Source organism: Hymenobacter canadensis (assembly GCF_027359925.1).
Classification (GTDB): Bacteria; Bacteroidota; Bacteroidia; order Cytophagales; family Hymenobacteraceae; genus Hymenobacter; species Hymenobacter canadensis.
This window is the reverse complement of sequence record NZ_CP114767.1, coordinates 1,855,050-1,880,055: the sequence shown is the minus strand read 5'-3', so window position 1 is coordinate 1,880,055 and position 25,006 is coordinate 1,855,050. Positions and strand designations below refer to the sequence as shown.

23 protein-coding genes are annotated in these 25,006 nt (G+C 63.6%); 16 read left to right on the top strand and 7 right to left on the bottom strand.

Annotation, left to right across the window (positions count from 1 at the left end):
• The first annotated feature begins 109 nt into the window (after positions 1-109).
• The 11 genes from O3303_RS08095 to O3303_RS08045 all read left to right on the top strand — a co-directional run bounded on the left by O3303_RS08095 (position 110) and on the right by O3303_RS08045 (position 12,208).
• Positions 110-2,755, top strand: a complete 2,646-nt coding sequence (locus O3303_RS08095) for an MGH1-like glycoside hydrolase domain-containing protein (protein WP_269561556.1) — start codon at positions 110-112, stop codon at positions 2,753-2,755.
• A 132-nt stretch (positions 2,756-2,887) separates the two neighbouring features.
• Positions 2,888-3,505 carry a cyclase family protein gene (locus O3303_RS08090; RefSeq protein WP_269561555.1) on the top strand — a complete coding sequence of 206 codons (618 nt, stop codon included), beginning with the start codon at positions 2,888-2,890 and terminating at the stop codon, positions 3,503-3,505.
• A 172-nt stretch (positions 3,506-3,677) separates the two neighbouring features.
• Positions 3,678-4,388 carry a PD-(D/E)XK nuclease-like domain-containing protein gene (locus O3303_RS08085; RefSeq protein ID WP_269561554.1) on the top strand — a complete coding sequence of 237 codons (711 nt, stop codon included), beginning with the start codon at positions 3,678-3,680 and terminating at the stop codon, positions 4,386-4,388.
• 447 nt (positions 4,389-4,835) lie between these two features.
• Entirely contained in the window at positions 4,836-5,843 is a 1,008-nt protein-coding gene (gene asnA / locus O3303_RS08080) for an aspartate--ammonia ligase (RefSeq protein WP_269561553.1), read from the top strand.
• A 358-nt stretch (positions 5,844-6,201) separates the two neighbouring features.
• On the top strand, positions 6,202-6,528 hold the full coding sequence (locus tag O3303_RS08075; RefSeq protein ID WP_269561552.1) for a hypothetical protein: 327 nt from the start codon (positions 6,202-6,204) through the stop codon (positions 6,526-6,528).
• A 253-nt stretch (positions 6,529-6,781) separates the two neighbouring features.
• Complete coding sequence (locus tag O3303_RS08070; protein ID WP_269561551.1) at positions 6,782-7,141, top strand: cupin domain-containing protein; 360 nt, start codon at positions 6,782-6,784, stop codon at positions 7,139-7,141.
• A gap of 155 nt (positions 7,142-7,296) precedes the next feature.
• On the top strand, positions 7,297-8,895 hold the full coding sequence (locus O3303_RS08065) for a protein adenylyltransferase SelO (protein ID WP_269561550.1): 1,599 nt from the start codon (positions 7,297-7,299) through the stop codon (positions 8,893-8,895).
• 55 nt (positions 8,896-8,950) lie between these two features.
• Positions 8,951-10,279 carry a leucine-rich repeat-containing protein kinase family protein gene (locus tag O3303_RS08060; RefSeq protein ID WP_269561549.1) on the top strand — a complete coding sequence of 443 codons (1,329 nt, stop codon included), beginning with the start codon at positions 8,951-8,953 and terminating at the stop codon, positions 10,277-10,279.
• A 218-nt stretch (positions 10,280-10,497) separates the two neighbouring features.
• Positions 10,498-10,995, top strand: coding sequence for a peptide-methionine (R)-S-oxide reductase MsrB (gene msrB / locus O3303_RS08055; protein ID WP_269561548.1), 498 nt, complete (start codon positions 10,498-10,500; stop codon positions 10,993-10,995).
• A 54-nt stretch (positions 10,996-11,049) separates the two neighbouring features.
• Entirely contained in the window at positions 11,050-11,844 is a 795-nt protein-coding gene (locus tag O3303_RS08050) for a HipA family kinase (RefSeq protein ID WP_269561547.1), read from the top strand.
• Complete coding sequence (locus O3303_RS08045; protein ID WP_269561889.1) at positions 11,822-12,208, top strand: DUF3037 domain-containing protein; 387 nt, start codon at positions 11,822-11,824, stop codon at positions 12,206-12,208. The genes O3303_RS08050 and O3303_RS08045 overlap by 23 nt, the downstream gene beginning before the upstream one ends.
• A 193-nt stretch (positions 12,209-12,401) precedes the next feature.
• Here O3303_RS08045 and O3303_RS08040 read toward each other — a convergent pair whose 3' ends face one another.
• Together O3303_RS08040 and O3303_RS08035 are read right to left on the bottom strand one after the other, a co-directional pair.
• A complete protein-coding gene (locus O3303_RS08040; protein ID WP_269561546.1) occupies positions 12,402-14,486 on the bottom strand; it encodes an ExeM/NucH family extracellular endonuclease in 2,085 nt (694 codons plus the stop codon).
• 321 nt (positions 14,487-14,807) lie between these two features.
• Complete coding sequence (locus O3303_RS08035) at positions 14,808-16,343, bottom strand: SulP family inorganic anion transporter (protein WP_269561545.1); 1,536 nt, start codon at positions 16,341-16,343, stop codon at positions 14,808-14,810.
• Between the two features lie 357 nt (positions 16,344-16,700).
• On the opposite strand from O3303_RS08035, the gene O3303_RS08030 reads away from it, so the two are divergent.
• Both O3303_RS08030 and O3303_RS08025 read left to right on the top strand, forming a co-directional pair.
• Entirely contained in the window at positions 16,701-16,958 is a 258-nt protein-coding gene (locus tag O3303_RS08030; RefSeq protein WP_269561544.1) for a hypothetical protein, read from the top strand.
• A gap of 164 nt (positions 16,959-17,122) precedes the next feature.
• A complete protein-coding gene (locus O3303_RS08025) occupies positions 17,123-17,464 on the top strand; it encodes a hypothetical protein (RefSeq protein ID WP_269561543.1) in 342 nt (113 codons plus the stop codon).
• A gap of 87 nt (positions 17,465-17,551) precedes the next feature.
• Here O3303_RS08025 and O3303_RS08020 read toward each other — a convergent pair whose 3' ends face one another.
• The 3 genes from O3303_RS08020 to O3303_RS08010 all read right to left on the bottom strand — a co-directional run bounded on the left by O3303_RS08020 (position 17,552) and on the right by O3303_RS08010 (position 18,997).
• Entirely contained in the window at positions 17,552-17,899 is a 348-nt protein-coding gene (locus O3303_RS08020; protein WP_269561542.1) for a DUF3592 domain-containing protein, read from the bottom strand.
• A gap of 304 nt (positions 17,900-18,203) precedes the next feature.
• The gene (locus O3303_RS08015) at positions 18,204-18,689 is read right to left on the bottom strand and encodes a hypothetical protein (protein WP_269561541.1); all 486 of its coding nucleotides are present in this window, start codon (positions 18,687-18,689) and stop codon (positions 18,204-18,206) included.
• Positions 18,690-18,799: 110 nt separating this feature from the next.
• Positions 18,800-18,997 (bottom strand): hypothetical protein, encoded by a 198-nt coding sequence (locus O3303_RS08010; protein WP_269561540.1) that lies wholly within the window; start codon positions 18,995-18,997, stop codon positions 18,800-18,802.
• A gap of 436 nt (positions 18,998-19,433) precedes the next feature.
• On the opposite strand from O3303_RS08010, the gene O3303_RS08005 reads away from it, so the two are divergent.
• Both O3303_RS08005 and O3303_RS08000 read left to right on the top strand, forming a co-directional pair.
• The gene (locus O3303_RS08005; protein WP_269561539.1) at positions 19,434-20,375 is read left to right on the top strand and encodes a hypothetical protein; all 942 of its coding nucleotides are present in this window, start codon (positions 19,434-19,436) and stop codon (positions 20,373-20,375) included.
• 266 nt (positions 20,376-20,641) lie between these two features.
• Positions 20,642-22,102 carry a T9SS type A sorting domain-containing protein gene (locus O3303_RS08000; RefSeq protein WP_269561538.1) on the top strand — a complete coding sequence of 487 codons (1,461 nt, stop codon included), beginning with the start codon at positions 20,642-20,644 and terminating at the stop codon, positions 22,100-22,102.
• Positions 22,103-22,517: 415 nt separating this feature from the next.
• On the opposite strand, the gene O3303_RS07995 is transcribed toward O3303_RS08000, so the two are convergent.
• The gene (locus O3303_RS07995; protein ID WP_269561537.1) at positions 22,518-23,054 is read right to left on the bottom strand and encodes a pyridoxamine 5'-phosphate oxidase family protein; all 537 of its coding nucleotides are present in this window, start codon (positions 23,052-23,054) and stop codon (positions 22,518-22,520) included.
• Between the two features lie 201 nt (positions 23,055-23,255).
• On the opposite strand from O3303_RS07995, the gene O3303_RS07990 reads away from it, so the two are divergent.
• Positions 23,256-24,389, top strand: coding sequence for a PAS domain-containing sensor histidine kinase (locus O3303_RS07990; protein ID WP_269561536.1), 1,134 nt, complete (start codon positions 23,256-23,258; stop codon positions 24,387-24,389).
• 305 nt (positions 24,390-24,694) lie between these two features.
• Here O3303_RS07990 and O3303_RS07985 read toward each other — a convergent pair whose 3' ends face one another.
• Positions 24,695-24,991, bottom strand: a complete 297-nt coding sequence (locus O3303_RS07985; RefSeq protein ID WP_269561535.1) for a GIY-YIG nuclease family protein — start codon at positions 24,989-24,991, stop codon at positions 24,695-24,697.
• Positions 24,992-25,006 lie beyond the last annotated feature (15 nt).

Below are 25,006 nucleotides of genomic sequence, written 5' to 3'. Positions count from 1 at the left end.
TCGGAGACCGGGGCGGTGGGCCGGCCACCGGTCTTGCCGACTTCGTCGGCGCAGACCAGGGCCAGCGGCACGACGATACGGTGCCTTTATCACTCAGAAATTCCATCCAATGAACGAGGAAAAGCGCCGACAGAAGGAGCTGAAAGAGGGCCAACAACGCTGGCACCAGTTCGGGCCCTACGTGAGCGACCGGCAGTGGGGCACCGTGCGCGAAGACTACTCAGACGACGCCCAGCCCTGGAACTACACCACCCACGACATGGCCCGCAGCCTGGCCTACCGCTGGGGCGAGGATGCCCTCGGCGGCGTCTGCGACGACCAGCAGCTGCTGTGCCTGGGTTTGGGCCTCTGGAACGGGCAGGATGCCATCCTGAAGGAACGCCTGTTTGGCCTCAGCAGCCCCGAAGGCAACCACGGCGAGGACGTGAAAGAGCTGTATTACTACCTCGACAACACGCCCACCCACTCCTACATGCGGATGCTCTACAAGTATCCGCAGCACGCGTTTCCGTACGACTGGCTGGTGAGCGAAAACGCCCGCCGCAACCGCCAGAAGCCCGAATTTGAGCTGACCGATACCTGCATTTTCCGCGAGGACCGGTATTTCGACGTCTTTCTCGACTACGCCAAGGCCGGCCCCGCCGACCTGCTCATGCAGATTACAGTGCACAACCGAGGCCCCCACGAAGCGCCCGTGCACGTGCTGCCGCAGCTCTGGTTTCGCAACACCTGGAGCTGGGGCAACGACGCCTACAAGCCCCGCCTGGCCGCCACCGATGACCACCGCATCTGCGTAGACCACGCCAAGCTGCCGGTCCTGGAGCTCTACTGCGACCAGCCTGCCGACCAGCCCTGCGCGCTGCTGTTCTGCGACAACGAAACCAACACGGCCCGCCTGTACGAAGCGCCCAATCCCGCCCCCTACTGCAAAGACGGCATCCACGAATATGTGGTGCAGGGCGTGGCAAAAGCTGTCAACCCAACCCGGGAAGGCACCAAGGCCGCCGCGCACTACACCCTCAGCGTGCCGCCCGGCGAGAGCCGCACGGTGCGCGTGCGGCTGGCCGCGCCCGGCCTCGCGGCGCCGTTTGAAGAGTTTGAAGCGCTGATAAGCCAGCGCAAAGCTGAGGCCGACCAGTTCTACGCCGACCTGCAGCACGACCTGGCTAGCGCCGACGCCCGCAACGTGCAGCGCCAGGCCCTGGCCGGCATGCTCTGGAGCAAGCAGTTCTACTACTACGACGTGCCCCAGTGGCTCGACGGCGACCCGGCCATGCCGCCCCCGCCGCCCGAACGCCGGCACGGCCGCAACAGTGGCTGGCGCCACCTCAGCAACGCCGACATCGTCTCCATGCCCGACAAGTGGGAGTACCCGTGGTACGCGGCCTGGGACTTAGCTTTTCACTGCATTCCGCTGGCCCTGGTGGATGTGGATTTCGCCAAGCAGCAGCTGCGCCTGCTCTGCCAGGACTGGTACATGCACCCCAGTGGCCAGCTGCCGGCCTATGAGTGGAAGCTGGAAGACGTGAACCCACCGGTGCACGCCTACGCCACCTGGCGGGTCTACAAAATGTGCCTCAAGCACAGCGGCAACCCCGACACGGCCTTTCTGGAAAGCATGTTTCACCGGCTGCTGCTGAACTTCACGTGGTGGGTGAACCGTAAGGACCGCCACAACCGCAACGTATTCGAGGGCGGCTTCCTGGGCCTCGATAACATCGGCGTGTTTGATAGAAGCGCGCCGCTGCCCACCGGTGGCCATATCGAGCAGGCCGATGGCACCAGCTGGATGGCCATGTTTGCCCTCAACATGATGCGCATTGCGCTGGAGCTGTCCAAGACCAACCCGGTGTATCAGGACATGGCCAGCAAGTTCTTCGAGCACTTCCTCTACATCGCACACGCCATGAGCAGCTTCTCGGAGGGCGAGATTGACATGTGGGACGAACAGGACGAGTTCTACTACGACGTGCTCAACACGCCCGATAAAGGCCGCATCAGTCTGCGCATCCGGTCCATGGTGGGGCTGATTCCGCTGTTTGCGGTGGAGGTGCTGGATGAGGACGCCTTGCGCGGGGCGCCGCAGTTTGTGCGCCGCCTCAACTGGTTTCTCGACCAGCGCCCGCACCTGGCGGCCCTCGTGAGCCGCTGGCAGGAGCCCGGCAAAGGCCAGCGCCACCTGCTCTCGCTGCTGCGCGGCCACCGCATGAAGCTGCTGTTGCGCCGCATGCTCGATGAGGCCGAGTTCCTGTCCGACTACGGCGTGCGGGCGCTGTCGCGCTACCACCTCCAGCACCCGTTTCGGCTGCAGGTGGAAGATGGCCCAGATGCCGTGGTGGCCTACGAGCCGGGCGAGTCCACCACGTCGCTGTTTGGGGGCAACAGCAACTGGCGCGGCCCCATCTGGATGCCCATGAACTTCCTGATTATCGAGTCGCTGCAGCGGTTCTACCACTACTATGGGCCCGAGTTCAAGGTGGAGTATCCGACCAACTCCGGCCACATGCACACGCTGCAGGAAATTGCCCAGGCCCTCACCGAGCGCCTCACCAAGCTGTTTCTGCGCGACGAGCAGGGCCACCGCCCCGCTTTCGGCGACGACCGGCAGTTGCAAACCGACCCTCACTTTCAGGACTACCTGCTCTTCCACGAATACTTCCACGGCGATACCGGCCAGGGCCTCGGCGCCAGCCACCAAACCGGCTGGACCGGCCTCATTGCCAAGCTCCTGCAGTACCGCCATCTGGAAGAATAGATTTAGGGCTTAGGAATTAGGGCTTGGGGCTTAGGACATGGAATGTTTCACTTTCCGAGCCCAAGCCCTATTCCCGAAGTCCCAATTCCTAGTTTCCTAAGCCCCAAGCCCTAATCCCTAAGCCCTACAACTATGTCCTGGCTTGACTTCACGACCACTATTTCCGACGGCATGGCCTACTGGCCCGACAACGCCCCGGTGCGCATCCGCAAAACCCTGAGCATGGCCGACGGCGCCGCCGCCAACGTCACGGAAATGAGCCTCAGCGTGCACACCGGCACCCACGTGGATGCCCCGCGCCATTTCCTGCCCGACGGCCCCGACGTCACGCAGCTGGACCTAAGCACCCTGATGGGTCCGGCGCTGCTGGTGGAGGTCGACGACGAGCGGTTTATCACGCGGGCCGCCGTGGAGCACCTGCAGCTGCAACCCCACGACCGGGTGCTGTTCAAAACCCGCAACTCCCGCCACGACTGGGCCACCCGGCCCTTCGACCCCGATTTCGTGCGCCTTCGCGCCGATGCCGCCGAGTGGCTCCGCGACCAGGGCGTCGTCTGCGTCGGGGTCGACTACATATCGGTGGGCCCGGCCGATACCCACCACGCCCTGCTCGACGCCGGCATCAGCATCATCGAAGGCCTGGCCCTGCAGCACGCCGCGCCCGGCCGCTACGAGCTGCTGTGCCTGCCCCTGAAAATAGCCGGCGCTGATGGGGCCCCGGCCCGCGTGTTGGCCCGCTGCTTGGAGTAGCCTGGAGTGCCGCGGGTGGGGATGGTGGCGGAACTGGTCTGGCCCGGTTCAGGCCCGCGTAGGCAGTGGTGGCACCGGCCTCGGGCGGCTTCCTACCGTAAAAATACCTATACTGCTTCCTCCCAAACCCCTCAATGCGGAGCCTTTTCTTTGGCTGCGCTGTTCTGTTCCCGTGATTGATTCTGCTGCTACCACCCCGCGCCCCGATTTGCTGCGCGTACCCTACGACGATTACCGCGCCCTGCCCGCCATTGCCAACTCCGACCTGTCCCGCCTGCGCGACGCGCTGAACGGCCGGCCGCCGCGCCCCACCACGTCCAGCGGTGCGCTGGGGCTGGGCACGGCCTTCCACACCGCGCTGCTCGAGCCCGACCTCTACGAGCCCGGCCTGCCCGGCATCAACGACACGCTGGTGTGGTGGATGGTGGAAGGCGTGCAGCTGAACCCGCAGGTGAGCGAGTGGCTGCAAACTGGCATTGCCGAGCCCAGTTGTGTGTTCACCGAAGCCGTGACCGGCACGCTCTGCAAGCTCCGCGCCGACCTCATCGTGGATCAGCCCGGCCAGCCCTACACTATCATCGACTTCAAAACCACCCTGGCCCGCGACCATCAGCACTTTGTGGCGCAGTGCAGCGGCTACGACTACGACCGGCAGGCCGCCTTCTACGCCGACGCCCTGCGCGCCGACCGGTTTGTGCTGGTAGGGGTGCAGAAGGTGGAGCCCTTCAGTTTGTTCGTGTACGAGGTGCCGCGCTTCATGCTCTCGGAGGGCCGCGCCAAGTATCTGCGCCTGCTCCGGCAGCTACAGCCCGACACGCCCGTGCCAGCTGCGGTGGCCGGCGCCGTGCGTGACGTGCGCGACGCCTTGCTGGGCACTGAATAGGCCGATGCATAGAAAATCAGAAAGCCTAATAGTATTATAAGAAGTAATTCACCTGAATTAGAAAATTAAGTCAGATTATTTTAGGAGTTGCTGTTATAGATTTTTATACTTGCATACATCTGACAAAAACAGCACCTGACCATGCGCCTTTTCAGCAATAATCTTCCTAATAATAACTCGAATAATAATCCGATTCGAGACAGGAAGGCTATTGCTCCATTCGAGATATAAAAAATCAACCACTGATTTTTTTAAGCAGCCTTCCCTTATCCGGAAGGCTTTTTTTTGTGCCTGCCGAACCGGCTGCTTGATTTTGCCGGCTGGGCTGGTGCCGTAATTTTTTCGGCACGCTTAATTTCTGAAAATTAAAAACTCCCGATGGGGAGGCTGGAAAACGCGTGCCTTTTTTAAATAAAATAATTCACGTCACTTAAATAAAAACGCATCATGACTGCCCCCGAAATGCTCAAAACCGAAGAAGCCATCAGCTTTGTGAAAGACACCTTCTCCCGGGAATTGTCGTCGCAGCTGCACCTTGTGAAAGTATCCTCGCCGATTGCCGTGCTCGATGGCACCGGCATCAACGACGACCTGAACGGGATTGAGAGGCCGGTGGGCTTCCCCATCAAAGCCCTGGACGAGCGCCGCGCCGTGGTGGTGCACTCGTTGGCCAAGTGGAAACGGGTGCGCCTGCAGGAGCTCGGCATCGAGGCCGGCCGCGGCCTGCTCACCGACATGCGCGCCCTGCGCCCCGACGAGGACTACTCGCCCATCCACTCCATCTACGTGGACCAGTGGGACTGGGAAAAGCACATTAGCGCCGAGCAGCGCACGCCGGAGTTTCTACACGCCACCGTGGAGCGCATCTACGAGGCCCTGCGCACCACCGAGGCCCGCATAGCCGAAACCTACCCGGAAATTACGCCGGTGCTGCCCGCTAAAATCACGTTTATGCACGCCGAAGACCTGCTGCGCCAGTACCCGACGCTGACGCCCAAGGAGCGCGAGCATGAGGTGGTGAAGCAGTACGGCGCGGTGTTCCTGGTGGGCATTGGTGGCGAGCTGAGCCACGGCGAAGCCCACGACGGCCGTGCCCCCGACTACGACGACTGGAGCACCGAAACCGCCGACGGCTACCGCGGCCTCAACGGCGACATTCTGCTCTGGCACCCCATTCTGCAAACCTCCTTCGAGGTATCGTCGATGGGCATTCGGGTGGATAAGCACGCGCTGGTGCGCCAGCTGGCGTTGCGCGGCTGCGAAGACCGGCAGGAGCTGTCGTTTCACTCGCGCCTGCTGAAGGACGAACTGCCGCAGAGCATCGGCGGCGGCATCGGGCAGAGCCGGGTGTGCATGTTCATGCTGCGCAAAGGCCACATCGGCGAAGTGCAGGTGAGCATCTGGCCGGAGGCTGTGCGCGCCGAACTTGCCGGGGCCGGGGTAGGGCTGTTGTAGGGCACCCTGAAAACGGTTTTCGGGGCGATACGCAAGTGGCGCCCGCCGGAGTCAGGCGCGCATCGTTCCGGAAACTTGCATAGGTTCGCTACCTCCAACAGCGAAGCGGAGAAGCAGGCTTGGCGGCCGGAGCTTCTCCGCTTTTTTTTGTGGCCGCTGGCTGATTTTAGGCCGCTTTGTTGCGTTGGGAGGTGCACCGGGGCGGCCAGAAAGAAGAGCCACCGCGGGCAGGGGAGTGGCCGCCGCCGGCCACATTGGCACCATGCTTGCAAATGCCCCGCCAGACGCTTCGGCGCAGGCTGCTGCCCGCGCCCGGCTTCCTGGCCCAAACGGTACTCACCCTGTAACCTCCCTTCCCATGAAAACGCTCCTGCTGTCCTTTGCCGCCGCAATATTGCTGGCTACTTCCGCCGCTGCCGCGCCCCTTGCTTCCCGTGTTGACGATGACCGCTGGGAGCGGAAATCCGACCGCGACCATGACCACGACAGAGGTCCCAGAGACGATAAACGCTACGACAAGAAAGGCAAAGACAAGAAGTACCAGGACCGCCGCGGTTACGACAACCGCCGCGACAACGACAAGTGCCAGCGCGACGGCCGTTACGGCCGCGACGACCAGAAGCGCCGCAACGACCAATACGGCTACGGCCGCCGTGAGCCAGTGAAGCGCTTCCCCGGCCGCTAGCCGGCTCTGCCGCCGCTAATTTGCCCTGACAATGTCGGCCCCGCTTCCTTTGGAGGTGGGGCCGACGCCGTTTAGGCCAGGTTGGTGGCTGGGTTCAGTGAGAAATAAGGCCGGCTGATTTATAGAGGATTGAGTACTTTGATTCCGGAAGGACGGAAAGCCGCCGCGCCCGGCCGGGGGCCTGCCGTCTGTTCTTTCTGTGTTGTTTCTCACCAGTTAAAAGTCACCTGTTATGTCGCAGTCAGATTCTCTTATGGGCCCGCTGAAGGGAGCCGACCACCGGGTGGTGGGCGGCGTTGCTATTGATGTAGTGCGCACTGGCGCGGCGCGGGTAAAGCGGGTGGTGTATCCGGTGGGCTTCCGGTGGTCGAAGGATATGCAGCCGGTGGTGGGCACGGCCCTGTGCCAGCACGCGCACGTGGGGTTTCTGGCCCGGGGCGAGTTTCATATTCAGTACGCCGATGGGCAGGTGGAGCAGTTTGTGGCGCCGCAGGCCGTGGCCATTGCGCCCGGCCACGACGGCTGGGTGGTAGGAGAGGAGCCGGCCGTGCTGATTGAGTTCGACTTTGAAGGCGAAACCGTACAGCGCCTGGGCTTCACCACCGCGCCCTAAGCTGCTGCTGGGTTCCGGTATGGATAGAAGGCACGACGACGCTGCCGGGGCCGTTTTGGCGGCCGGCCTCAACAACGCGCGCACTTTCGGGTTAGCGAACTTGCGGCTTCCCGCGTATGTTGCGGCAGACCGCCGCTCATTTCTCTTGCCTCTCCATGCCTCAGCCTATTGCTTTCCCAACGCCCGATAAGGCCGTTTATCAGAACTCTTTTGTCGACACGCTGCGCGGCGACGCCTCCTTGGACAACAGCCCCCGCCAGGTGCCGGGCTACCACTACTCGCGCACCGCGCCCACGCCCGTTGCCGATCCGCACCTGCTGGCCTGGTCCGAGGAAATGGCGGCGTTTCTGGGCTTGGCGAAACCGGCCGAGCGCGGCCCCGGCGCCGCCGTGCTGGCCGGCAACCTCGTAACCGAAACCATGAAGCCGTTTGCGGCGCGCTACGGCGGGCACCAGTTCGGCAACTGGGCCGGCCAGCTCGGCGACGGCCGCGCCATGAGCCTGGGCGAGCTGACGGCCACCGACGGCACGCCGTGGGAGCTGCAGCTGAAAGGTGCCGGCCCCACGCCCTACTCGCGCCGCGCCGATGGCCGGGCCGTGCTGCGCTCTTCGGTACGGGAGTTTCTGTGCTCCGAAGCCATGTACCACCTCGGAGTGCCCACCACCCGCGCCCTGAGCCTGGCAGCCACCGGCGACCAGGTGGTGCGCGACATGTTCTACGACGGCAACGCCCGGCCCGAGCCCGGCGCCGTGGTGGCGCGGGTGGCGCCTACGTTCGTGCGCTTCGGCAGCTTCCAGCTGCTGGCCGCGCTGGGCGAAATCGACAACCTGCAGGCGCTGGCTGACTACGTGATTACGCGGTATTTTCCGGAGCTGGGCGCGCCCTCGCCGGAGGTGTATGTGCGCTGGTTTGCCGAAGTAAGCCGCCGCACCGCCGTAATGGTGGCGCACTGGCAATCCGTGGGCTTCGTGCACGGCGTGCTCAACACCGACAACATGAGCATCCTAGGCCTCACCATCGACTACGGCCCCTACGGCTGGCTGGAGCCCTTCGACCCCGACTGGACCCCCAACACCACCGACTTCGGCGGCCGCCGCTACGCCTTCGGGCAGCAGCCGCGGATAGGGCTCTGGAACCTGATGGCGCTGGCCCAGGCCCTGGGGCCCCTGCTGCCCGACCCGCAGGCGCTACGCCCGCTGCTCGATGAGTACGCCGCCACCTTCAACGCCACCTACCGCCAGCTGATGGCCCGCAAGCTCGGTCTGGCCACCTTCGCAGCCCCCGACCACGCGCTGCTGGAGGCCCTGCCCGCCGCGCTGCAAACTGCCGAGGCCGACCTGACGCTGTTTTTCCGGGGCCTGTCGGAAGCCGTGCCAGCGCTGCTGCAGGAAGATGACGACGCCCTGGACACACTGCTGGCCGCGGCCTGCTACATCGAGCCGGGCAGCGCGGCCCACGTGCCGCTGCGGGCATGGCTGGTGCAATACGCCGGGCGGCTGCGCCAGGAAACGGCCGCGCCCGAGGTTATTCAGGAAGGCATGTTGGCCGCCAACCCCAAGTACGTGCTGCGCAACTACCTGGCGCAGCAGGCCATCGAGGCGGCTGAAGCCGGCGACCTGGCCCCGCTGCACCGGCTGCAGCAGGTGCTGAAAACGCCCTTCACCGAGCAACCCGGCCACGACGACCTGGCCGCCAAGCGGCCCGAGTGGGCCCGCACCAAGCCCGGCAGCGCCACGCTGTCGTGCAGCTCGTAGGGCGGGGCGTTGGTAGCGGGGCGCCGGTTTGCGGTTCGCTACCGACCTTTGGGGCATGCATACCCTTGAAGAGCTGCGCAGCGGCCAGCTGGCCGGCGCCCGGCGCCTTGACCTCTCGGAAAACCTGACCGAGTTTCCCCACGAAATTTTCACCCTGGCTGATACGTTGGAAGTCCTCAACCTGTCGGGCAACGCGCTGGCAGCGTTGCCCCCGGACTTCGGCCGCCTGCGCCACCTGCGTATCCTGTTCTGCTCCGATAACCAGTTCACCACCGTGCCCGAGGTGCTGGGCGAGTGCCCGCAACTGAGCATGATCGGCTTCAAGGCCAACCACATCCGGACGCTGCCCGGCGCGGCGCTGCCGCCGGCGCTGCAGTGGCTCATCCTCACCGACAACCAGCTCGAAGCGCTGCCCCCCGAAATCGGCAACTGCCGGCACCTGCAGAAGCTGATGCTGGCCGGCAACTGCCTCACCGGGCTGCCCGAAACCCTGGCCCGGTGCACCAATTTGGAGCTGCTGCGCCTGGCTGCCAACCGCCTCACTGAGCTGCCCGCGTGGCTGCTGGCGCTGCCGCGCCTGTCGTGGCTGGCCTACGCCGGCAACCCGTTTAGCGAAGCCGCTGAAGATGCGGCGCTGGCGCAGCACCCCATCGGCACGATTGCCTGGGACACGCTGGTGCTGGGCCGGCAGCTGGGCGAAGGCGCGTCGGGCGTGATTTCGCAGGCCCGTTGGCAGCCCGGCGGCGCGCAGCCAGCGCGCGAGGTGGCCGTGAAGGTGTTCAAGGGCGCCGTGACGAGCGACGGTCTGCCGCACTCCGAAATGGTAGCCTGCATCAGCGCCGGCCGCCACCCCAGCCTGGTGCCCGTGGATGGGCGCCTGACCGGCCACCCGGCCGGAGCCGAAGGGCTGGTACTGGAGCTGATTCCGCCGGAGTTCACCAACCTGGCCGGCCCGCCCAGCTTCGCCACCTGCACCCGCGACGTGTACGCGCCCGGCACCACGTTTACGCTGCCGGCTGTGCTGCGCCTCACCCACGGTATCGCATCAGCGGTGGCCCACCTGCACAGCCGCGGCATCCTGCACGGCGACCTATACGCCCACAACATCCTGTACCCCGCCACCGGCGCGGCCCTGCTCAGCGACTTTGGCGCGGCCTGCTTCTTTGCACCCCAGGCGGCCCCGGCGCGGGCCCTGCAGCAGCTGGAAGCCCGGGCGTTTGGCTGCCTGCTGGAGGAACTGCTGGCGCACTGCGTCCCGTCGGCCGCCGAGGAACCGGGTCTGCAGCGCTTGCAGCAGCTCCGCGACCAGTGCCTGCAGCCAGAGGTAGCCAGCCGGCCGTTGTTTGCCGAAATAGCGGCTGCATTAGCGAAAGTAGCTGGTTAGCAAGGCCCATCAGGACGGCGTAGAGACGCAATATCTTGCGTCTCGTCGTTGCTGATGTTGTTTAGCGGGCGCGGTTCCGAGTCGTTCAACGACGAGGCGCAGTTGCTGATGTTGTTTAGCGGGCGCGGTTCCGAGCCGTTCAACGACGAGACGCAAAATATTGCGTCTCTACCCCGTTCTGTGGTTCCGATAATCCACATCAACCCTCAACTCGTGTTATGCTGCGCTGGAAAGACGTGCTAATTTTTGCCCGCTACGCCAACCCTGAGCCGCCCCGGCGGGTGGAACTGACCGAGGAGGCGTGGCAGCAGCGCCTGACGCCCGCCCAGTACGCCGTGCTGCGCGGCCGCGGCACCGAGCCGCCCTACCGCAACGCCTACTGCCGCGCCTACGAGCCCGGCCGCTACCACTGCGCGGGCTGCCACAGCCTGCTTTTCGACTCGGCCACCAAGTACCACGCTATTTCCGGCTGGCCCAGCTTCACCCAGCCCGCCACGCCCGCCGCCATCTGCTACCTCCCCGACGACAGCCACCAAATGCAACGCATCGAGGCCAGCTGCAACGTGTGCGGCGGCCACCTCGGCCACGTTTTCCCCGATGGGCCGGCGCCGGCCGGTTTGCGCTACTGCATCAACTCGGTGAGTTTGGTGCTGGCCCCGGCGGCCGCGCCAGCTGCCGGCGCCGGCCACGGAGTAGCGGGCAAAACCGGCGGCTAGTGTGCCACTTTTGTGCGTCCTTTGCGCCCCAACCCGCTTAAACCCCGACCCAGTATGCTGGCAAGTGACCTTTCGCTGAGAACCGTTGATGTGACGCGCTACGTGACCCCGCTGCGCGAGGGCGGCTCCTTGCCGGCGCTGGTGGAGGCCGACGACGGCTTCCTGTACGTGGTGAAATTCCGGGGGGCGGGGCAGGGCCCCAAGGCCTTGGTGGCCGAGCTGATTGTGGGCGAGCTGGCCCGCGCGCTGGGCATGAAGCTGCCCGAGCTGGTGTTTATCCGCCTCGACGAAGCGTTTGGCCGCACCGAGCCCGACGAGGAAATCCAGGATTTGCTCCGGGCCAGCACCGGCCTCAACCTGGCCCTGCACTACCTGGCCCGCGCCAGCACCTTCGACCCGCTGGTGACCACCGTGGACGCGCGCCTGGCCTCGCAGGTGGTGTGGCTCGACGCCCTCACGCTGAACGTAGACCGCACGGCCCGCAACACCAACCTGCTGCTCTGGCACAAAGAGCTGTGGCTGATTGACCACGGCGCGGCCCTCTACGTGCATCACACCGCCCCCAACTGGGCTGAGCAAACCAAGCCGCGGTCCTTTCCGCAGGTGAAAGACCACGTGCTGCTGCCCCAGGCCTCAGAGCTAAACGCCGTGGACGCCGAAGGCCGCGCCCGCCTCACGCCGGACGTGCTGCGCGCCATCGTGGCGCTGGTGCCCGACGAGTGGCTGCTGGAGCCCGACCGCACCATCGCGCAGCAGCGCGAAGCCTACGTGCAGTTCCTGGAAAACCGCCTGGCCGCATCAGAAACCTTTGTTCAGGAAGCCAATGCTGCCCGTGAAGCACTTATTTGAGTATGCCGTGCTGCGCGTGGTACCGCGCGTAGAGCGCGAAGAGTTCTGCAACATTGGGGTGGTGCTCTACTGCCGCCCGCTGGGGTTTCTGCAGTGCCGCTTCCACCTCGACGAAGCCCGCCTGCGCGCCCTCGGCGGCCCCGCCCTCGACCTGGAAGAGCTGCAGGCTCGCCTGGGCGCGTTCGAGCGAATCTGTGAGGGGCGCCGCCAGGGTGGGCCCATCGGGCAGTTTGGGGTGGCCGAGCGGTTCCGTTGGCTCACGGCCACGCGCAGCACGGTGCTGCAAACCTCCGCCGTGCACCCCGGCCTCTGCCAGGACCCGGCCGCCGCGCTGGAACGGCTGTTCGGGCAGCTGGTAGGGTAGCACGGTGCCGGTCCGACGGTTGCCACCAGCGGTTTGAGATAGTAGTAAACGGTGTAGAGACGCAATATTTTGCGTCTCGTCGTTGAACGGCTCGGAACCGCCCCCGCCAAACAACACCAGCACGGTGTAGAGACGCAAAATATTGCGTCTCTACACCGTGCTGGTGGCTTCCGGAATAAGCTCAGATAGTTTCCTACTCCTTCATCACGCGCTGGGTGGCGTCTACGCCTTGGCCTTTGATGCGGAGCACGTAGAGGCCGGGCGCCAAGTGGGCCGTGGCGCGGTTGAGCTGCGACTGAAGCAGCGCCTGTGGCCCCTGCAGCCGGAGCATGGGCGCGCCCTGCGGCAGGTTCACTTCCAGCGAAATCGGGCCGGTGGTGGCGGGCAGCTCCGGGAGGGCAAAGGCGCGGGCGCCGCCTTCCGGGTTGGGGTACATGTATAGGCGCGAGGCGCTGACGCTGGCCGGCGCGAGGCCCTTGAAGTTCACGCCAATCAGCACCGGGTCGTGGTCGGAAGAGCGGAAGGGGCTTTTGGTGTCAGTGCCGGCGCCGGCGGCATCATACTGCAGGGCATTCGGCTCGCCGGAGTTGATGTTCCACTTGCGCACATCAATGAAGCCCACCAGGTTGGGCGTCACGATGCAGTGGTCGAGGGAGCCGGTGAGGCCTTTGAAGACGTAGGAGGCGCTGGTGGGCGGCGTCACGACCACCAGGCCGGCGGCGCGCAGAATATCGAGCGGGTCTTCCTCGTAGTTGGAGTTGTAGTCGCCGATGCAGATGACGCGGCGGGCCCCGGCCGGCTTCACGGTTTTGTTCAGAAACTGCACCAGCTCCCGGGCCTGGGTGCGGCGCCGGTCGTTGGAGCCGCCCTGGCCGTCGTTCTGGTCGGCATCCACGCCCTTGCCGCTGCTCTTGGATTTGAAGTGGTTGATCACCAGCGCCAGCGTGTCGGGGCGGGCGGTGCGACGGGTGGTGAACAGTTGGGCCAGCGGTGGGCGCTCAAACATGCCGGGCACGGTAGCCACCATGGCGGCCCTCAGCGGCGCTACTGCGGCCGGCTTGTAGAGAATGGCGCACCGGATAACGTCGGTGTTGTTGGGCTGCTGGGTGGCGCCGCCGTCGTTGATAAAGGCATAGGTACCGGCGCCGGCCACCTGGTTGAGGCCGTTCAGGAGGTCCTGCACCGCCGATTCCGGTCCGAAACCGTCGTTTTCTATCTCACTCAGCCCGATGATGTCTGCGTTCATGGCAATGAGTCCGGCAATGATTTTGGCCCGCTGGCGGGCGAAGTCCTCGGCGGTTTTGGCGCCGCGGGGCGTGGGGTAGCCGCCGCCCGCGCCGTCGCCGTTGAAGTAGTTGAGTACGTTGTAGCTGGCAATCTTCAGGTCGAGGCGGCCGAAGGTGGGCACGGCTGGGCGGCGCACATTGAACGAGGGCGCATCGGAGCCGGGCAGGGGCTGAATGCGCCACTTGCCGTAGCTGAAGCCCATGATGCCGCGCAGCCGTGCCACGGTGCTGCCCACCCGCACGGTGCCCAGCACCGGGTCGATGAAGGGCATGGTGGTAGGCTTGGCGGCCGTGCCGTCATCCAGCACCAGCGACCGTTCGAGGTTGGCCGTCTGGTAGGCATTGACGGCGGCCAGGTTGCTGGTGCCGGTGCTGGCGGTGCCGGTGGCGGGGTTGTCGTTGGGGTCGATGAACTGGGTGGGCTGGTAGAGCGTGCCGCCGGTGGTCAGGATCAGCTCGCCGCGCTGCTTGAGGCTGTACACATCGGCCACCGTAAGCGGCACCGGAAACTGCACCCGCATGCCCTCAAACCGTTCCAGATCGGCGGAGGAATACTGGCCGGCGGGCAGCACGGAGAAATCGGGGAGCTGGTTTTTGGGCCAGAGCACTTCCACGGTGGGCTGCGTCAGCACGGCCTGGGTGTAGGAGGGTGCGTCGGCGCTTTCCAGCACGGTGCCCGTCACGCGCACGTTGTCGCCGACTTTCACGGTGGCCTCTGGCTGCACCACGTAGAGGGCGTCGGAGGTGGCGGGGTTGGAGTCGGTGGCGGCGGAGGCTTCCTGCACGTAGAAGCCCCCCGGGCTCAGCCCCGGATATACGCCCGTCACGACGCCCTCAATGGTGTAGGTGCCGGGCGTGGCGGCCGCACCCGTGCCCTGAATGGTGCCGATGTGAGTGGCCGCCGGGGCCGACTGCGCTGCCGCGGGCCGGCTGGAAATGGGTAGGGAACTAATTAGGGCGAGAGCAGCAAAGCGAATAGAAACAGCGGACATGTAGCGGGAGCGGGAAATAGTGAGGGATGTGCAGGTTTTAAAAGTATCACTTAGGCGCGTAATAATTACATAAAATTGCGGTGCCATCTTAAGGTGACGCCGCGCAGCTCTCCAAATGCCATTCCAGGCCCTCAGAACAGGGATGTATGGTGCGGTGGCAAGCAAAAAAGGGCTTTGCCGGCTCAGGGGCAAATGGCCGGAAATCAGCGCTGGCAGCAGAGCAGGAGGCGGAAAGCCACGGAGAAACAAAAAAAATAGCGCGGGCCAGATTGGGCGCGCGCTATTCTGAAGCAGGCATCAGTGCCTGAAAAAGGGAATGTTTTACTCGGCCGTTACCACCCGGTATTCGGGGTCTTCCTGGATGTTGACTTCGATGAGGGCGCCGGCGTTGCGGAGCAGCTGGCGGCAGTCGGGGCTGAGGTGGCGCAGGTGCAGGGTTTTGCCCTGGCGGTGGTAGCGCTCCGTGAGCTTGTGCAGCGCATCAATGCCCGACATATCGGCCACCCGGCTTTCGCGGAAGTCGATGACCACCTGCGCCGGGTCCTGCTGCACGTCGAACTTATCGGTGAAGGCCTGCACCGAGCCGAAGAAGAGTGGGCCGTAGATTTCGTAGTGGCGGGTGCCGGCGGCGTCGGTGTGCTTGCGGGCCCGGATGCGCCTGGCGTTTTCCCAGGCGAATACCAGCGCCGAAATCACCACGCCCAGCAGCACGGCCAGCGCCAGGTTCTGCGAAATGGCTGTCACCAGCGTCACGAGCAGCATCACCAGCACGTCGGCGCGGGGCATGCGGCGCAGAATGCGCAAACTGGCCCACTCGAAGGTGCCAATCACCACCATGAACATCACGCCCACCAGCGCAGCCAGCGGCAGCTGCTCGATGAGGGAGGAGCCGGCCACCACGAACAGCGCCAGCGCCCCGGCCGCCACCACGCCCGACAGCCGCCCGCGCCCCCGGGATTCCAGGTTCACCATCGTCTGCCCGATCATGGCGCAGCCGCCCATGCCGCCGGTGAGGCCCGAGGCCACGTTGGCCAGGCCCTGGGCCACGCAGTCCTGGTTGCCGTGGCCGCGGGTGTCGGTCATTTCGTCCACCACGGTCAGGGTCAGCAGGCTTTCGGTGAGGCCCACCAGCGCCATGATGACGGAGTAGGGCAGCACCAGCGCCAGCGTAGCCCAGCTCAGGGGCACCTGCGGCCAGTGCAACGTGGGCAGCCCACCATTGATGGAAGCAATGTCGCCCACCGATTTGGTGTCGAGGTTGCCCCCAATCACCAGCGCCGATACCACGATAATGGCCACCAGCGAAGCGGGCACGGCCTTCGTGAGCTTGGGCAGTAAGTAGACGATGGCCATCGTGAGGGCTACCAGCCCGAGCATCAGCAGCAGCGGAGTGCCTTGCAGCCACTGCTGCTGGCCGTCCGCGCCGGGTACCTTGAACTGCTCTAGCTGGGCCATGAAGATGATGATGGCCAGCCCGTTGACGAAGCCGTACACCACCGGCTGCGGCACCAGCCGGATGAACTTGCCGAAGCGCAGCAGCCCCACGGCAATCTGCAGCACGCCCATCAGGGCCACGGCCAGGAACAGGTATTCCACGCCGTGCTGGGCCACCAGGGCCACAATGACGACGGCCACCGAGCCGGCCGCACCCGAAATCATGCCCGGCCGGCCCCCAAATATGCTCGTGATAAGGCAGATGACGAAGGCCGAGCCAATGCCCACCAGCGGGCTGATGTGGGCCAGCAAAGCGAAGGCCACCACCTCCGGCACCAGAGCCAGCGCGGTGGTCAGGCCGGCGAGAATTTCGTTTTTGACGTTGATTTTATAGTGAGCCAGATAGGGCTGAACCTGAAACATAAACAGCTGGGAATTGACGGATTTGGGCAAAACAAAAGCCGCCCACTTCCGGGCAGGAAGCGGCGGCGCAGGGTAAGCAGGCCAGTCCTCAGGGTGGGGTGAGCTTGAAAATACGGCAGGAAGTAAGGTGCATAAGCAGGCGCAAAGGTACGAACGACGCCCGGCACCGGGGCCCGGCAGGTGACCCGCCCGCCCGCCGGGCCCCGGTGCCGGGATAATTAAGCGTACCTTGAGGGAAACGCCTGCCCCGGTGGGGCACCATTTGCTGCTGCCCGCCGCCGCTTTGGGCCGGCCGGCGGCCGCGCTACCTTCTCGCCCCATTTTCCGGTGGGGTGTCCCATTTACGGGTTTTCGCTCATGTCTTCTTTCTACCAGCCCTCCGCCGAGCTGCTCCAGGCGCTGGGCTTCACGCGCTTTGCCTCGCCGCCCCGGCAGGCCCGCTTCAGCCGCCCCAGCGCCTGCGGCCTCGAAACCATCGTGCTCTACGACGACGGCGAGCTGACGCTGCTTGAAAACGTGGACAGCCAGCTGCTCTACAGCTTTCAGGGCCGGCTGGCTTCCGAAGCCGAGTTTCGGGTGCTGCTGCGCCAGGTGAACTGGGCGGCGGAAGAGTAGGGAGCTTAGTTGTCAGTTGCTCGTTGTCAGTTGTCAGGGCTGATTCTCGGGACTGAGGCTGTGCTGCAATCGATGATAGACAGCCAGCAACCACCAACACTTTCTGCCACCTGCTGACAACTGACAACAAATAACTGACAACGAACAACCAAGCGCCAAGAACCATGAACGACCTGTATCTGCGAGGCCTCGGCTTTGCCCCCACCGACCCGGCGCAGAGCGCCAGCCGGCCCCCCTTCAGCGCTGCCTGGCGCTACCAGCACGATCAGTTGGCCCAGGATGGCAGCCGGCTCTTCATTGAGCACCCGTTTGGGGTAGACCGCTGCCGCCTGAGTGCGCTGGCGGCCCCGCTCGATGCCCACGATGTGTTTGCGGATATGCCGCTGGACGACCGGAAGGCACTGGAAACGGCTATGGCTGCTTTCTATGTAGCCCACGGCGGCGTAGGCGCCACGGCCGACGTGTTTGAGCCCCACCAGTTTCTGCCGTACCGCCGCCAGCGCTAACGCCAGGAATGCCAAGGCCCCCCGCTACTGCTCTTGGGCTGGTGGCGGGGGGCCTTGGCACGCCTGACTAGCTGGGTGCCAAGGCTGCTAGCCCAGCAGCAAACCCAGGCGGCTAAGAATAACGAACTGCTCGGGTGCGGGAGCGGGGTAACGCACCGTGACTTTCTGGCCGGTGATGAAGCGGGCGGCGCGGCATTTGCGGTGGCAGCGCAGCGTGAGCCACTGCCCTTGCCCGCCCTGGAAGCGCACCACCGGAAACTCCTCCAGCCAGCGCAGGCCGTCGGTTTCCAGCGCAACGATGGTGCCCTGGGCCACAATGCGGCTGGGCGCGCCGGGGGCCGGCCGGTAGCTGCGCCACAGCCAGCGCAGCACCCACCCCGCAATGGCCAGGTGAGCCAGCACCAGGGCGCCGGATACTAGAGGGAAGGTCGTCATCGGGCAGAAGGCTTAGGTACCAACTGTTTAGCCTGCGCGGGGCAATGCTAAAGCAATATAGCAGATTGCCGGAACGACTCGCCTCTCTGGCTTACGAATGACGGGGCAACGGGGCCTCACCCCCCGGCCCCCTCTCCTAGTGGCGAGGGGGAGCCTGGCGACGTTGGGCGATGTAGAGACGCGACACTTCGCGTCTCGCCGTTGAACAACTGACGCCAGATGCTGGAGCAGAACAACGTCAGCAAACGAAGTGCAGCGAAGCTAACGGCGAGACGCCAAGTGTTGCGTCTGGACAGGGTGGGGCCTAGCTCGCTGGGGAGAGGGTGGCGGGCTGGGGCTGGGTGGGGGCGTGGTGCCAGGTGTGCAGCAGCCGGGGCAGGGCGTGGGTGTGGGCGTCGCCGAGGGACCAGTCGAGGGCGCTTTCGACGTTGGCGAAGAACTGGATGTCGTAGTGGATGAAGTGGCGGCTGACGCGGATGAGGCTTTCCACCACCATCTGGTTGTACATGTTGCCGGTGGGCAGCACGAGGGCAATCTGCCGGATGGCGGGCACCGACACGCGCGGCAGCCAGTTGGTGGTAAGCCAGAACTGCTGCTCTAGGTCGAGGTTGGGGAGCTGGTGCAGGTCGAGGATGGTGGTATGCACGGTGCCCTGCTCCACGAGCTGGGCCACACGGTTCATGCTGGCCCGGAAGTGGCGGAGGCCGGGTTGTGTGGGGTGCCACTGGAAGCGGAGCAGCTGCAGCGTAGGCTCGTACTGAGCCCGGATATCGTGTAGGCGTAGAATCATAAAGCGCCGAAAAGAGGCGTTTTGCGGTGTTGGCAGAGAAAGGGGGCACAAGGTACGGCGGCGGCAGCGGTAGTGGATTTGGGAGCGGCCTGGTTTTCCTGGGTAGTGGCCTATGTCTTTCGGTAGGTGGTATCTGGCAGGTGGTAGATGACGCCTGTCAGGCAGTAGGTGGTGGGTGGCAGGCGGTAGATGATGTCTGGCAGGTGGTAGATGATAACTGGCAGGCGGTAGATGGTATCTGGCAGGTGGTAGGTGGTGGCTGGCAGGCAGTGGATGCTATCTGGCAGGCGGTGGATGCTATCTGGCAAGCAGTGGATGCTATCTGGCAGGCAGAAGATGACGTCTGGCAAGCGGTGGATGCTATCTGGCAGGCGGTAAGTGCTGCCTAGCGGGTGTTGGATAGTTGACGAGATGCCCTACGTAGAACGTCATTCCGAGCCCCGCGAGGAATCTCGCGTGCTGACGTTGTATTACTACTGCAACGTCAGCACGCGAGATTGGCTTCGCCTTCCTTCGGTTCCTCGGCAAGCTCGGAATGACGTTCTGTCGATGTTCTTTCTGTGCGACTGGCCACACCGTCTGGCAGGTGGTAGGTAATGGGTGGCGGCGGGGGGAAGCGGGGAGATGGTAAAAAAAGGTGGTGGCAGCGGGAGTATAGGTATTTTGTTATATGAAAAAATAGTAGCTTTTGCCGCTGGCTCTGACCGGCCGGAAATCCTTCATTTACCCCCTTTACGCTTATTTATGACTACCAAACAACAAAACCAAGTGACGATGTATGAGGCGGTGCTGCGCTTCCTGGCGGAAGCGGGGGCGCCGCTGGTGGCGATTAAGAAAATTGCACAGGGCCGCGATGCGCTGGCGGCGCTGGTGGCCCGCATTGAGGCGGCGGCGGCGGCGCAGGATCACTCCACGACGGGCGTGACGCGGGACCGGAAGGTGGTGAAGGCCGAGGCGGCGCAAAAAGCCGAGATTCTGCGGCTGCTGGTGGTGGCTCTGACGAAGGACGCGGCGCTGCGCGGGGAGCTGAAAATGCCGCTCAGCAAGCTGGTGACCGGCAAGGAGGCCGACCTGCTGCGCTACCTGCAGAAGGTGGACGAAGCGGTGGGCACCATTGACAAGACGGAGCTGGCCGATGCGGGCTACGACCCGCAGGTGCGCCAGACGCTGCAAACGGATCTGGCGGAGCTGCTGGCCACGCAGGGCGAGGCGCGGCAGATTGAGACGGGCACCAAGGCGGCTACCGAGACGCTGCCGGAGCTGGTGCTGGCGGCCTCGGAGCTGCTGGAAACCCAACTGGACCCGTTTGTGAAGGCTCAGCAGCTGGCCCAGCCGGAGCTGGTGCTGCAATACGAGGCGGTGCGGCGCATTGTGCGGACGGCGGCGCGGCGGGTGCCGGAGTACCGGGGCGCGACGCTGCCAGGCAAGCCGGCGCTGGTGTACGACCGGCGCGAGGCGGGCGTGGTGGCACCCATGCTGGGCAACCGTAGTGGCCGGGGCCTGACGCTGCGCTACTACACGGCGGCCACTCCGGCGGCGCTGCCGGAAGCGGGGCAGGGGCTGGCGGTGAAGAACAAGGCGGAGGTGCATCTGCCGGATTACAGCAAACTGGGGGCAGCCGATGCGCCCTACCTGCTGGTGGTGCAGGAGCAGCTGGATGGGGAAGGGCGCTGGGTGGTGCGGTAGGGGCCTCACCCCCCCCGGCCCCGCAACTGCTTGATGCGCAGTATCCCGTGGAGAGGGGGAGCCTGACGATTATTGGGCATGAGAAAGGCCCCGGCGCGGTTGCGTCGGGGCCTTTTGGTGGTGGGGTATTATTGGGTTGTCGAGCGATTGTGGGGTGGTAGCATTGAAAAGACTATAACCTTTATTTCTTTACCTCAAATTTTAACAGGCCACCACGACTTGAAATGATGCCAAGAGCTTAAGAAGACTAACTACTTTTACATATTATGAAAAAACTCTACATACTTTCTAGCATTTTAGCTTTGAGTACTAGTGCCCTGGCCCAGGCGCCTGTTCCTGTCAACTTGCAACCCAGCGCCATCATCACCTTACCGGCTGGTGCTACACCCAATGCGTTGGCCGTCTCGGATTTCAACCAGGATAACCGCCGGGATGTGGCTGTGTGCCAGCGGGGGCTGGGGTCGGTGGGCGTGTACCTGCAATCCAGCAGTGGCACCTTTCCCGACCCAGCCGTCAGCACTTACGCCATCGGGGATAATCCCACCGGACTGGTTGCCACGGCGCTGAGCCAGCAGCAAACACGCTCTAGCATGGATCTAGTAGCAATCAGCCCCGTCACCGGCCGCTTCCAGTTGCTAACTAATAACAATGACCGAAGCGGCACCTTTACGCCCGTCGTCAACACGGGCATGCAAAACACTTTTTTCAGCAACCGTGGAACCAATCAGCACATGTTTGTCGCCAACATTGATGGCAACCTGCAGCCGGACTTTGTCTACACGTATGACCCAGCGCCACCCGTCACGACCAGTGCTGGCGTGTACTGGCAGCAGCTCCAGTCTCCCACGTCAGTAGAGTCATCCCCTCGGACTTTCCACCGACCTGGGTTCAACACTTCCAGTGTGGCATTGGCCGATTTCAACCGGGACAGCCACATGGATATGGTCCTGACTAATCCTAATGCGAATCAGGTAAAAGTGGTCGCTGCCGCCTTCAATGGAGTCAGCATCAGCTGGTCAATCGGCCAATTCACGCTGGACTTACCCACCGGCGGCATCCGCCCAGTGTCGGTGGCTACTAGCGACGTAAACCGTGACTTCCTGCCCGACCTGGCCGTGGCCAATGAAGGCAGCAACAATGTAACAGTGCTGCTGAACCAGGGGGGCACCCAATTCGGCACCCAGGCGCTTTATTCCCTCTCTGGCTCTCCCCGCCAAGTGTTGCTCACGGACCTTAACCGCGACAATGAGCCTGAAATGCTGGTGCTGACAGCCGACAATCGCCTGCAGGTGTTTCAGCACACTGGTGCTAGCGGAATCACCCGCTACGGTACCCCGCTGATACTGGCTACTGGTGATAATCCAGTTACCATGCAGATAGCGGACGTAGACGGCGATTTTAATTCGGACATCGTCGTGGGATGCGCTGGCGACAATACCGTGCGCGTGTACTTAAATCGTTCCATCCTAAGCACACGCTCCAAGCAGCTGGCAGGTGTATCCGTATTCCCCAACCCTGCTACCGACCAAATCACTATTCAGAGTGCCGGCACCCTGCGCGGCCTAATCACGGCCAGCCTGCTAGATCCGCTAGGACGCGAGGTATACCGGACCGAGACCACCGCCGTGAGCACCGCCATTTCAGTAGCTGATTTGCCCCGTGGAGTATACCTCTTGCGCCTAACCGCTCCTGAAGGAATCATGAGTCAACGTATAGTGATTCAATAGATCCGTAATCAATACAAAAGAGCGGCGCCCTATGGTACCGCTCTTTTGCGTTCAGAGGATCTTTATGAGTAGTAATTATTAGATGTTAAAACCTCTTTTTCCGACGTATCCCTGTATGGTTTGGGTTTAGGGATTTCGCATCCTCCGAATATTGAATAGCTAGTCAATTAGCATATAAAGAGGCTCATGCTATATGATAAGAGTGAAGAGAGAATAGTGGGTAAGTTAAGGTCGCATGCTATTAAAGGTGATACTCCCTTCAACGCCTCCCGAATACCACTCAACCCGCCGGCAATGTTTCTCCAGCATCTGCAGGAGCTGACGGGGCCGGAGTGGCGGAGGTGGCTGGGCTGGATTGTTTGATTTGCTGTTAGCGGGCGGCGCACTGGTTGCGTACCCACGCCGCTGGCCCGGCTCAGATGCCGGTGGGCTTGCCGTCGAGGCTGCGGGTGTTGCGGGTGTGCCAGTACTGCGCTACCTGCTCGGGGCCGCGCTTGTCCATGCTGTTGTTTAGCTCGTCGCGGTTGGCTTGAAAGTCGAGGAAGGGGACGGCCATGCCGCAGGAGGTTTGCACCAGGTCGACGTCGACGACCAGAATCTGGCGGGCACCGGGGAGGGCCGGAAACAGCGGGAGCAGGGTGGCCCACTCCGCGTCGCGGGGGTGGTAGGTGGTGGCGGTGCCGTAGAGGCGCAGGATGGTGGGCCGGCCCTCGAAGGCGCACCACATGAGCGTGATGCGGTTGAGGGCCAGCAGGTGGGCGGCGGTTTCGTTGCCGCTGCCGGTCAGGTTGAGCCAGGCCACGCGGTTGGCGTCGAGTACGCGCAGGGTGTCCTGGCCCTTGGGGGAGATGTTGACGCGCCCGTCGGCGGCGGCGGTGCCCACGAAGAACACGTGCTGCTGCTCGATAAAGGCCTGAATGTCGGCGCTGATGGCGGGATAGTGCTTGCCCATGCGGAAGAGGAGTTGGCGGGGTGAGCAAGGTAGGGCGGTTGGGCGCCAGTGGCAAGGGCGGGGCCGGTAATGGGGGTATGGCGCCGGGGGTATAACTGCTCAATTGGGCCGGCAAGCCGCATCCGGCCGTTCGGTTCAGTTATTCACGGGCGTTTGCCGTTCTAGCTGAGCCTATAGTGGCGTTTTCCGATTTCCTGTGTCATGATTGATTTTCCTTCCCTTTTCATGGCCCAGGTGAAGGCCAGCGCCCAGGTGCAGTTCGTCTACGACATAGCCGCCGGGCAGGTGGTTTTCGTGAATGCGGCCTACGGGCAGGTGCTGCTGGGCACGGATGCCGGCGTCAATGCCGAACTCCCCGCTTTGCTGGCCCGCATTCACCCCGATGACCAGGCCTACCTGGCCGAGCACTGGGGACGGTGGATGCGGGGGGAGCAGCTAGGTGAAATCGAGGTCCGGTTGCAGCGCGTGGGCGAGTCGGCGCAGTGGTTTGCGGCTATTCCCTACTACCACGCGGGCGGCGCACGGGGCCCGCTACTGGCCTGCACTCTGCACGATATCAGCGCGGCCAAGCACCACCAGGCCAATTCGGACTTATTCAACAGCCGCAAAAACGTGACCCTGGAGGTGCTTTCGCACGACGCGAGCGGGGCCTTTATTATGATTGAGCAACTGGCCCAATACCTGCGCGAAGAGCTGCCGGAGGCGGTCCAGCCCGAGGTGGCGCAGATGCTTACCATGCTGGAGAGCACCAGCCGGGAGAGCGTGAAGATGATTCGTGACCTGATCAACCTCGAATTTTCGGCGGCCGTGGCCACCAACCTGAAAATGGACCGGGTGGACCTGGGCGACATCATGCGCGGCCCGTTGGCGCAGCTGCAAGTCGGCTACAAGCTGCTGGGGCACCATTTCGCGTACTCGCTGCCGGCCGAGGCGGTGTACGTGAACCTGGACGTGAGCAAGTTCACACAGGTGGTTATCAACCTGGTCAGCAACGCCATGAAGTTCACCCGCGACGAAGGCCACGTGTGGGTGACCGTGACGGGGCTGCCGGACGGGGCGCGGGTGCAGGTAGCCGACGACGGTATCGGGATTCCGGCGGCCATGCTGCCGCACGTTTTCGAGCGGTTTACCAGGGCCCGGCGGCTGGGCCTGCGGGGCGAGGAAACCATTGGCCTGGGCCTTTCGCTCTGCAAAACCATCGTGGAGTGGCACGATGGTACGCTGTCGGTAAGCAGCGTGGAGGGCGAAGGCAGCGTGTTTACCGTGGAAATTCCGCTGGCTGAGGGGGCGCTGAGCCGGCTGCCCAACGAATTGGTAGAGGCTGCTGGTTTTTAGTAGGCGCTGCGTTGTTGCGCGGAGCCGGTGGTCAGTCTATAGGGGGCGTAGTATATCCTATTTGGTGAAGCGGTAGAGATGCTTCGGCAGGCTTAGTATGATGGTTAGTTTGGCAGAGTCAGCACGCGAGATGCTTCGGCAGGCTCAGCATGATGTTCTGGATTGGCAATGTTAGCCCGCGAGATGCTTCGGCAAGCTCAGCATGACGTTCTTACTCGCGTTTCAACGCCTCCCGGATGCCGCTCAGGCCGCCGGTCGTGTTTTTCGGTGTCTCCAGCATCTGTAGGAGTTAGGGGTAGGGGCGACTACAAGTCGTCTGACCAAGTAGCGGGGTCGATAGTGGCCCAGGTCGGATTGAAGGCGGCTATCAGGGCTTCTTTTTTAGCTCGGGTCCAGCCTTTTAGCTGCTTTTCGCGGGCTATGGCTTGGGTGGGGTCAGGGCAGGGTTCGAAGTAGATCAGTAGGTTGGTTTGATAGCGGCCTGTGAATTTGCCCGCATCGCCCAGACCATTGCTATGCTCGTGCAGGCGTCGTGGCAAGTCGTTGGTGATGCCGATGTAGAGTACGGTATGCGCCGGATTGGTGAGGATATAGACATACATAGGTTGGGTTGGTAA

Bases quoted from the DNA above. Each gene is read 5' to 3' on its own strand.
- O3303_RS08095 (WP_269561556.1), top strand. From the start codon at position 110: ATGAACGAGGAAAAGCGCCGACAGAAGGAGCTGAAAGAGGGCCAACAA.
- O3303_RS08090 (WP_269561555.1), top strand. From the start codon at position 2,888: ATGTCCTGGCTTGACTTCACGACCACTATTTCCGACGGCATGGCCTAC.
- asnA (WP_269561553.1), top strand. From the start codon at position 4,836: ATGACTGCCCCCGAAATGCTCAAAACCGAAGAAGCCATCAGCTTTGTG.
- O3303_RS08075 (WP_269561552.1), top strand. From the start codon at position 6,202: ATGAAAACGCTCCTGCTGTCCTTTGCCGCCGCAATATTGCTGGCTACT.
- O3303_RS08070 (WP_269561551.1), top strand. From the start codon at position 6,782: ATGGGCCCGCTGAAGGGAGCCGACCACCGGGTGGTGGGCGGCGTTGCT.
- O3303_RS08065 (WP_269561550.1), top strand. From the start codon at position 7,297: ATGCCTCAGCCTATTGCTTTCCCAACGCCCGATAAGGCCGTTTATCAG.
- O3303_RS08060 (WP_269561549.1), top strand. From the start codon at position 8,951: ATGCATACCCTTGAAGAGCTGCGCAGCGGCCAGCTGGCCGGCGCCCGG.
- msrB (WP_269561548.1), top strand. From the start codon at position 10,498: ATGCTGCGCTGGAAAGACGTGCTAATTTTTGCCCGCTACGCCAACCCT.
- O3303_RS08050 (WP_269561547.1), top strand. From the start codon at position 11,050: ATGCTGGCAAGTGACCTTTCGCTGAGAACCGTTGATGTGACGCGCTAC.
- O3303_RS08040 (WP_269561546.1), bottom strand. From the start codon at position 14,486: ATGTCCGCTGTTTCTATTCGCTTTGCTGCTCTCGCCCTAATTAGTTCC.
- O3303_RS08035 (WP_269561545.1), bottom strand. From the start codon at position 16,343: ATGTTTCAGGTTCAGCCCTATCTGGCTCACTATAAAATCAACGTCAAA.
- O3303_RS08030 (WP_269561544.1), top strand. From the start codon at position 16,701: ATGTCTTCTTTCTACCAGCCCTCCGCCGAGCTGCTCCAGGCGCTGGGC.
- O3303_RS08025 (WP_269561543.1), top strand. From the start codon at position 17,123: ATGAACGACCTGTATCTGCGAGGCCTCGGCTTTGCCCCCACCGACCCG.
- O3303_RS08020 (WP_269561542.1), bottom strand. From the start codon at position 17,899: ATGACGACCTTCCCTCTAGTATCCGGCGCCCTGGTGCTGGCTCACCTG.
- O3303_RS08015 (WP_269561541.1), bottom strand. From the start codon at position 18,689: ATGATTCTACGCCTACACGATATCCGGGCTCAGTACGAGCCTACGCTG.
- O3303_RS08005 (WP_269561539.1), top strand. From the start codon at position 19,434: ATGACTACCAAACAACAAAACCAAGTGACGATGTATGAGGCGGTGCTG.
- O3303_RS08000 (WP_269561538.1), top strand. From the start codon at position 20,642: ATGAAAAAACTCTACATACTTTCTAGCATTTTAGCTTTGAGTACTAGT.
- O3303_RS07995 (WP_269561537.1), bottom strand. From the start codon at position 23,054: ATGGGCAAGCACTATCCCGCCATCAGCGCCGACATTCAGGCCTTTATC.
- O3303_RS07990 (WP_269561536.1), top strand. From the start codon at position 23,256: ATGATTGATTTTCCTTCCCTTTTCATGGCCCAGGTGAAGGCCAGCGCC.
- O3303_RS07985 (WP_269561535.1), bottom strand. From the start codon at position 24,991: ATGTATGTCTATATCCTCACCAATCCGGCGCATACCGTACTCTACATC.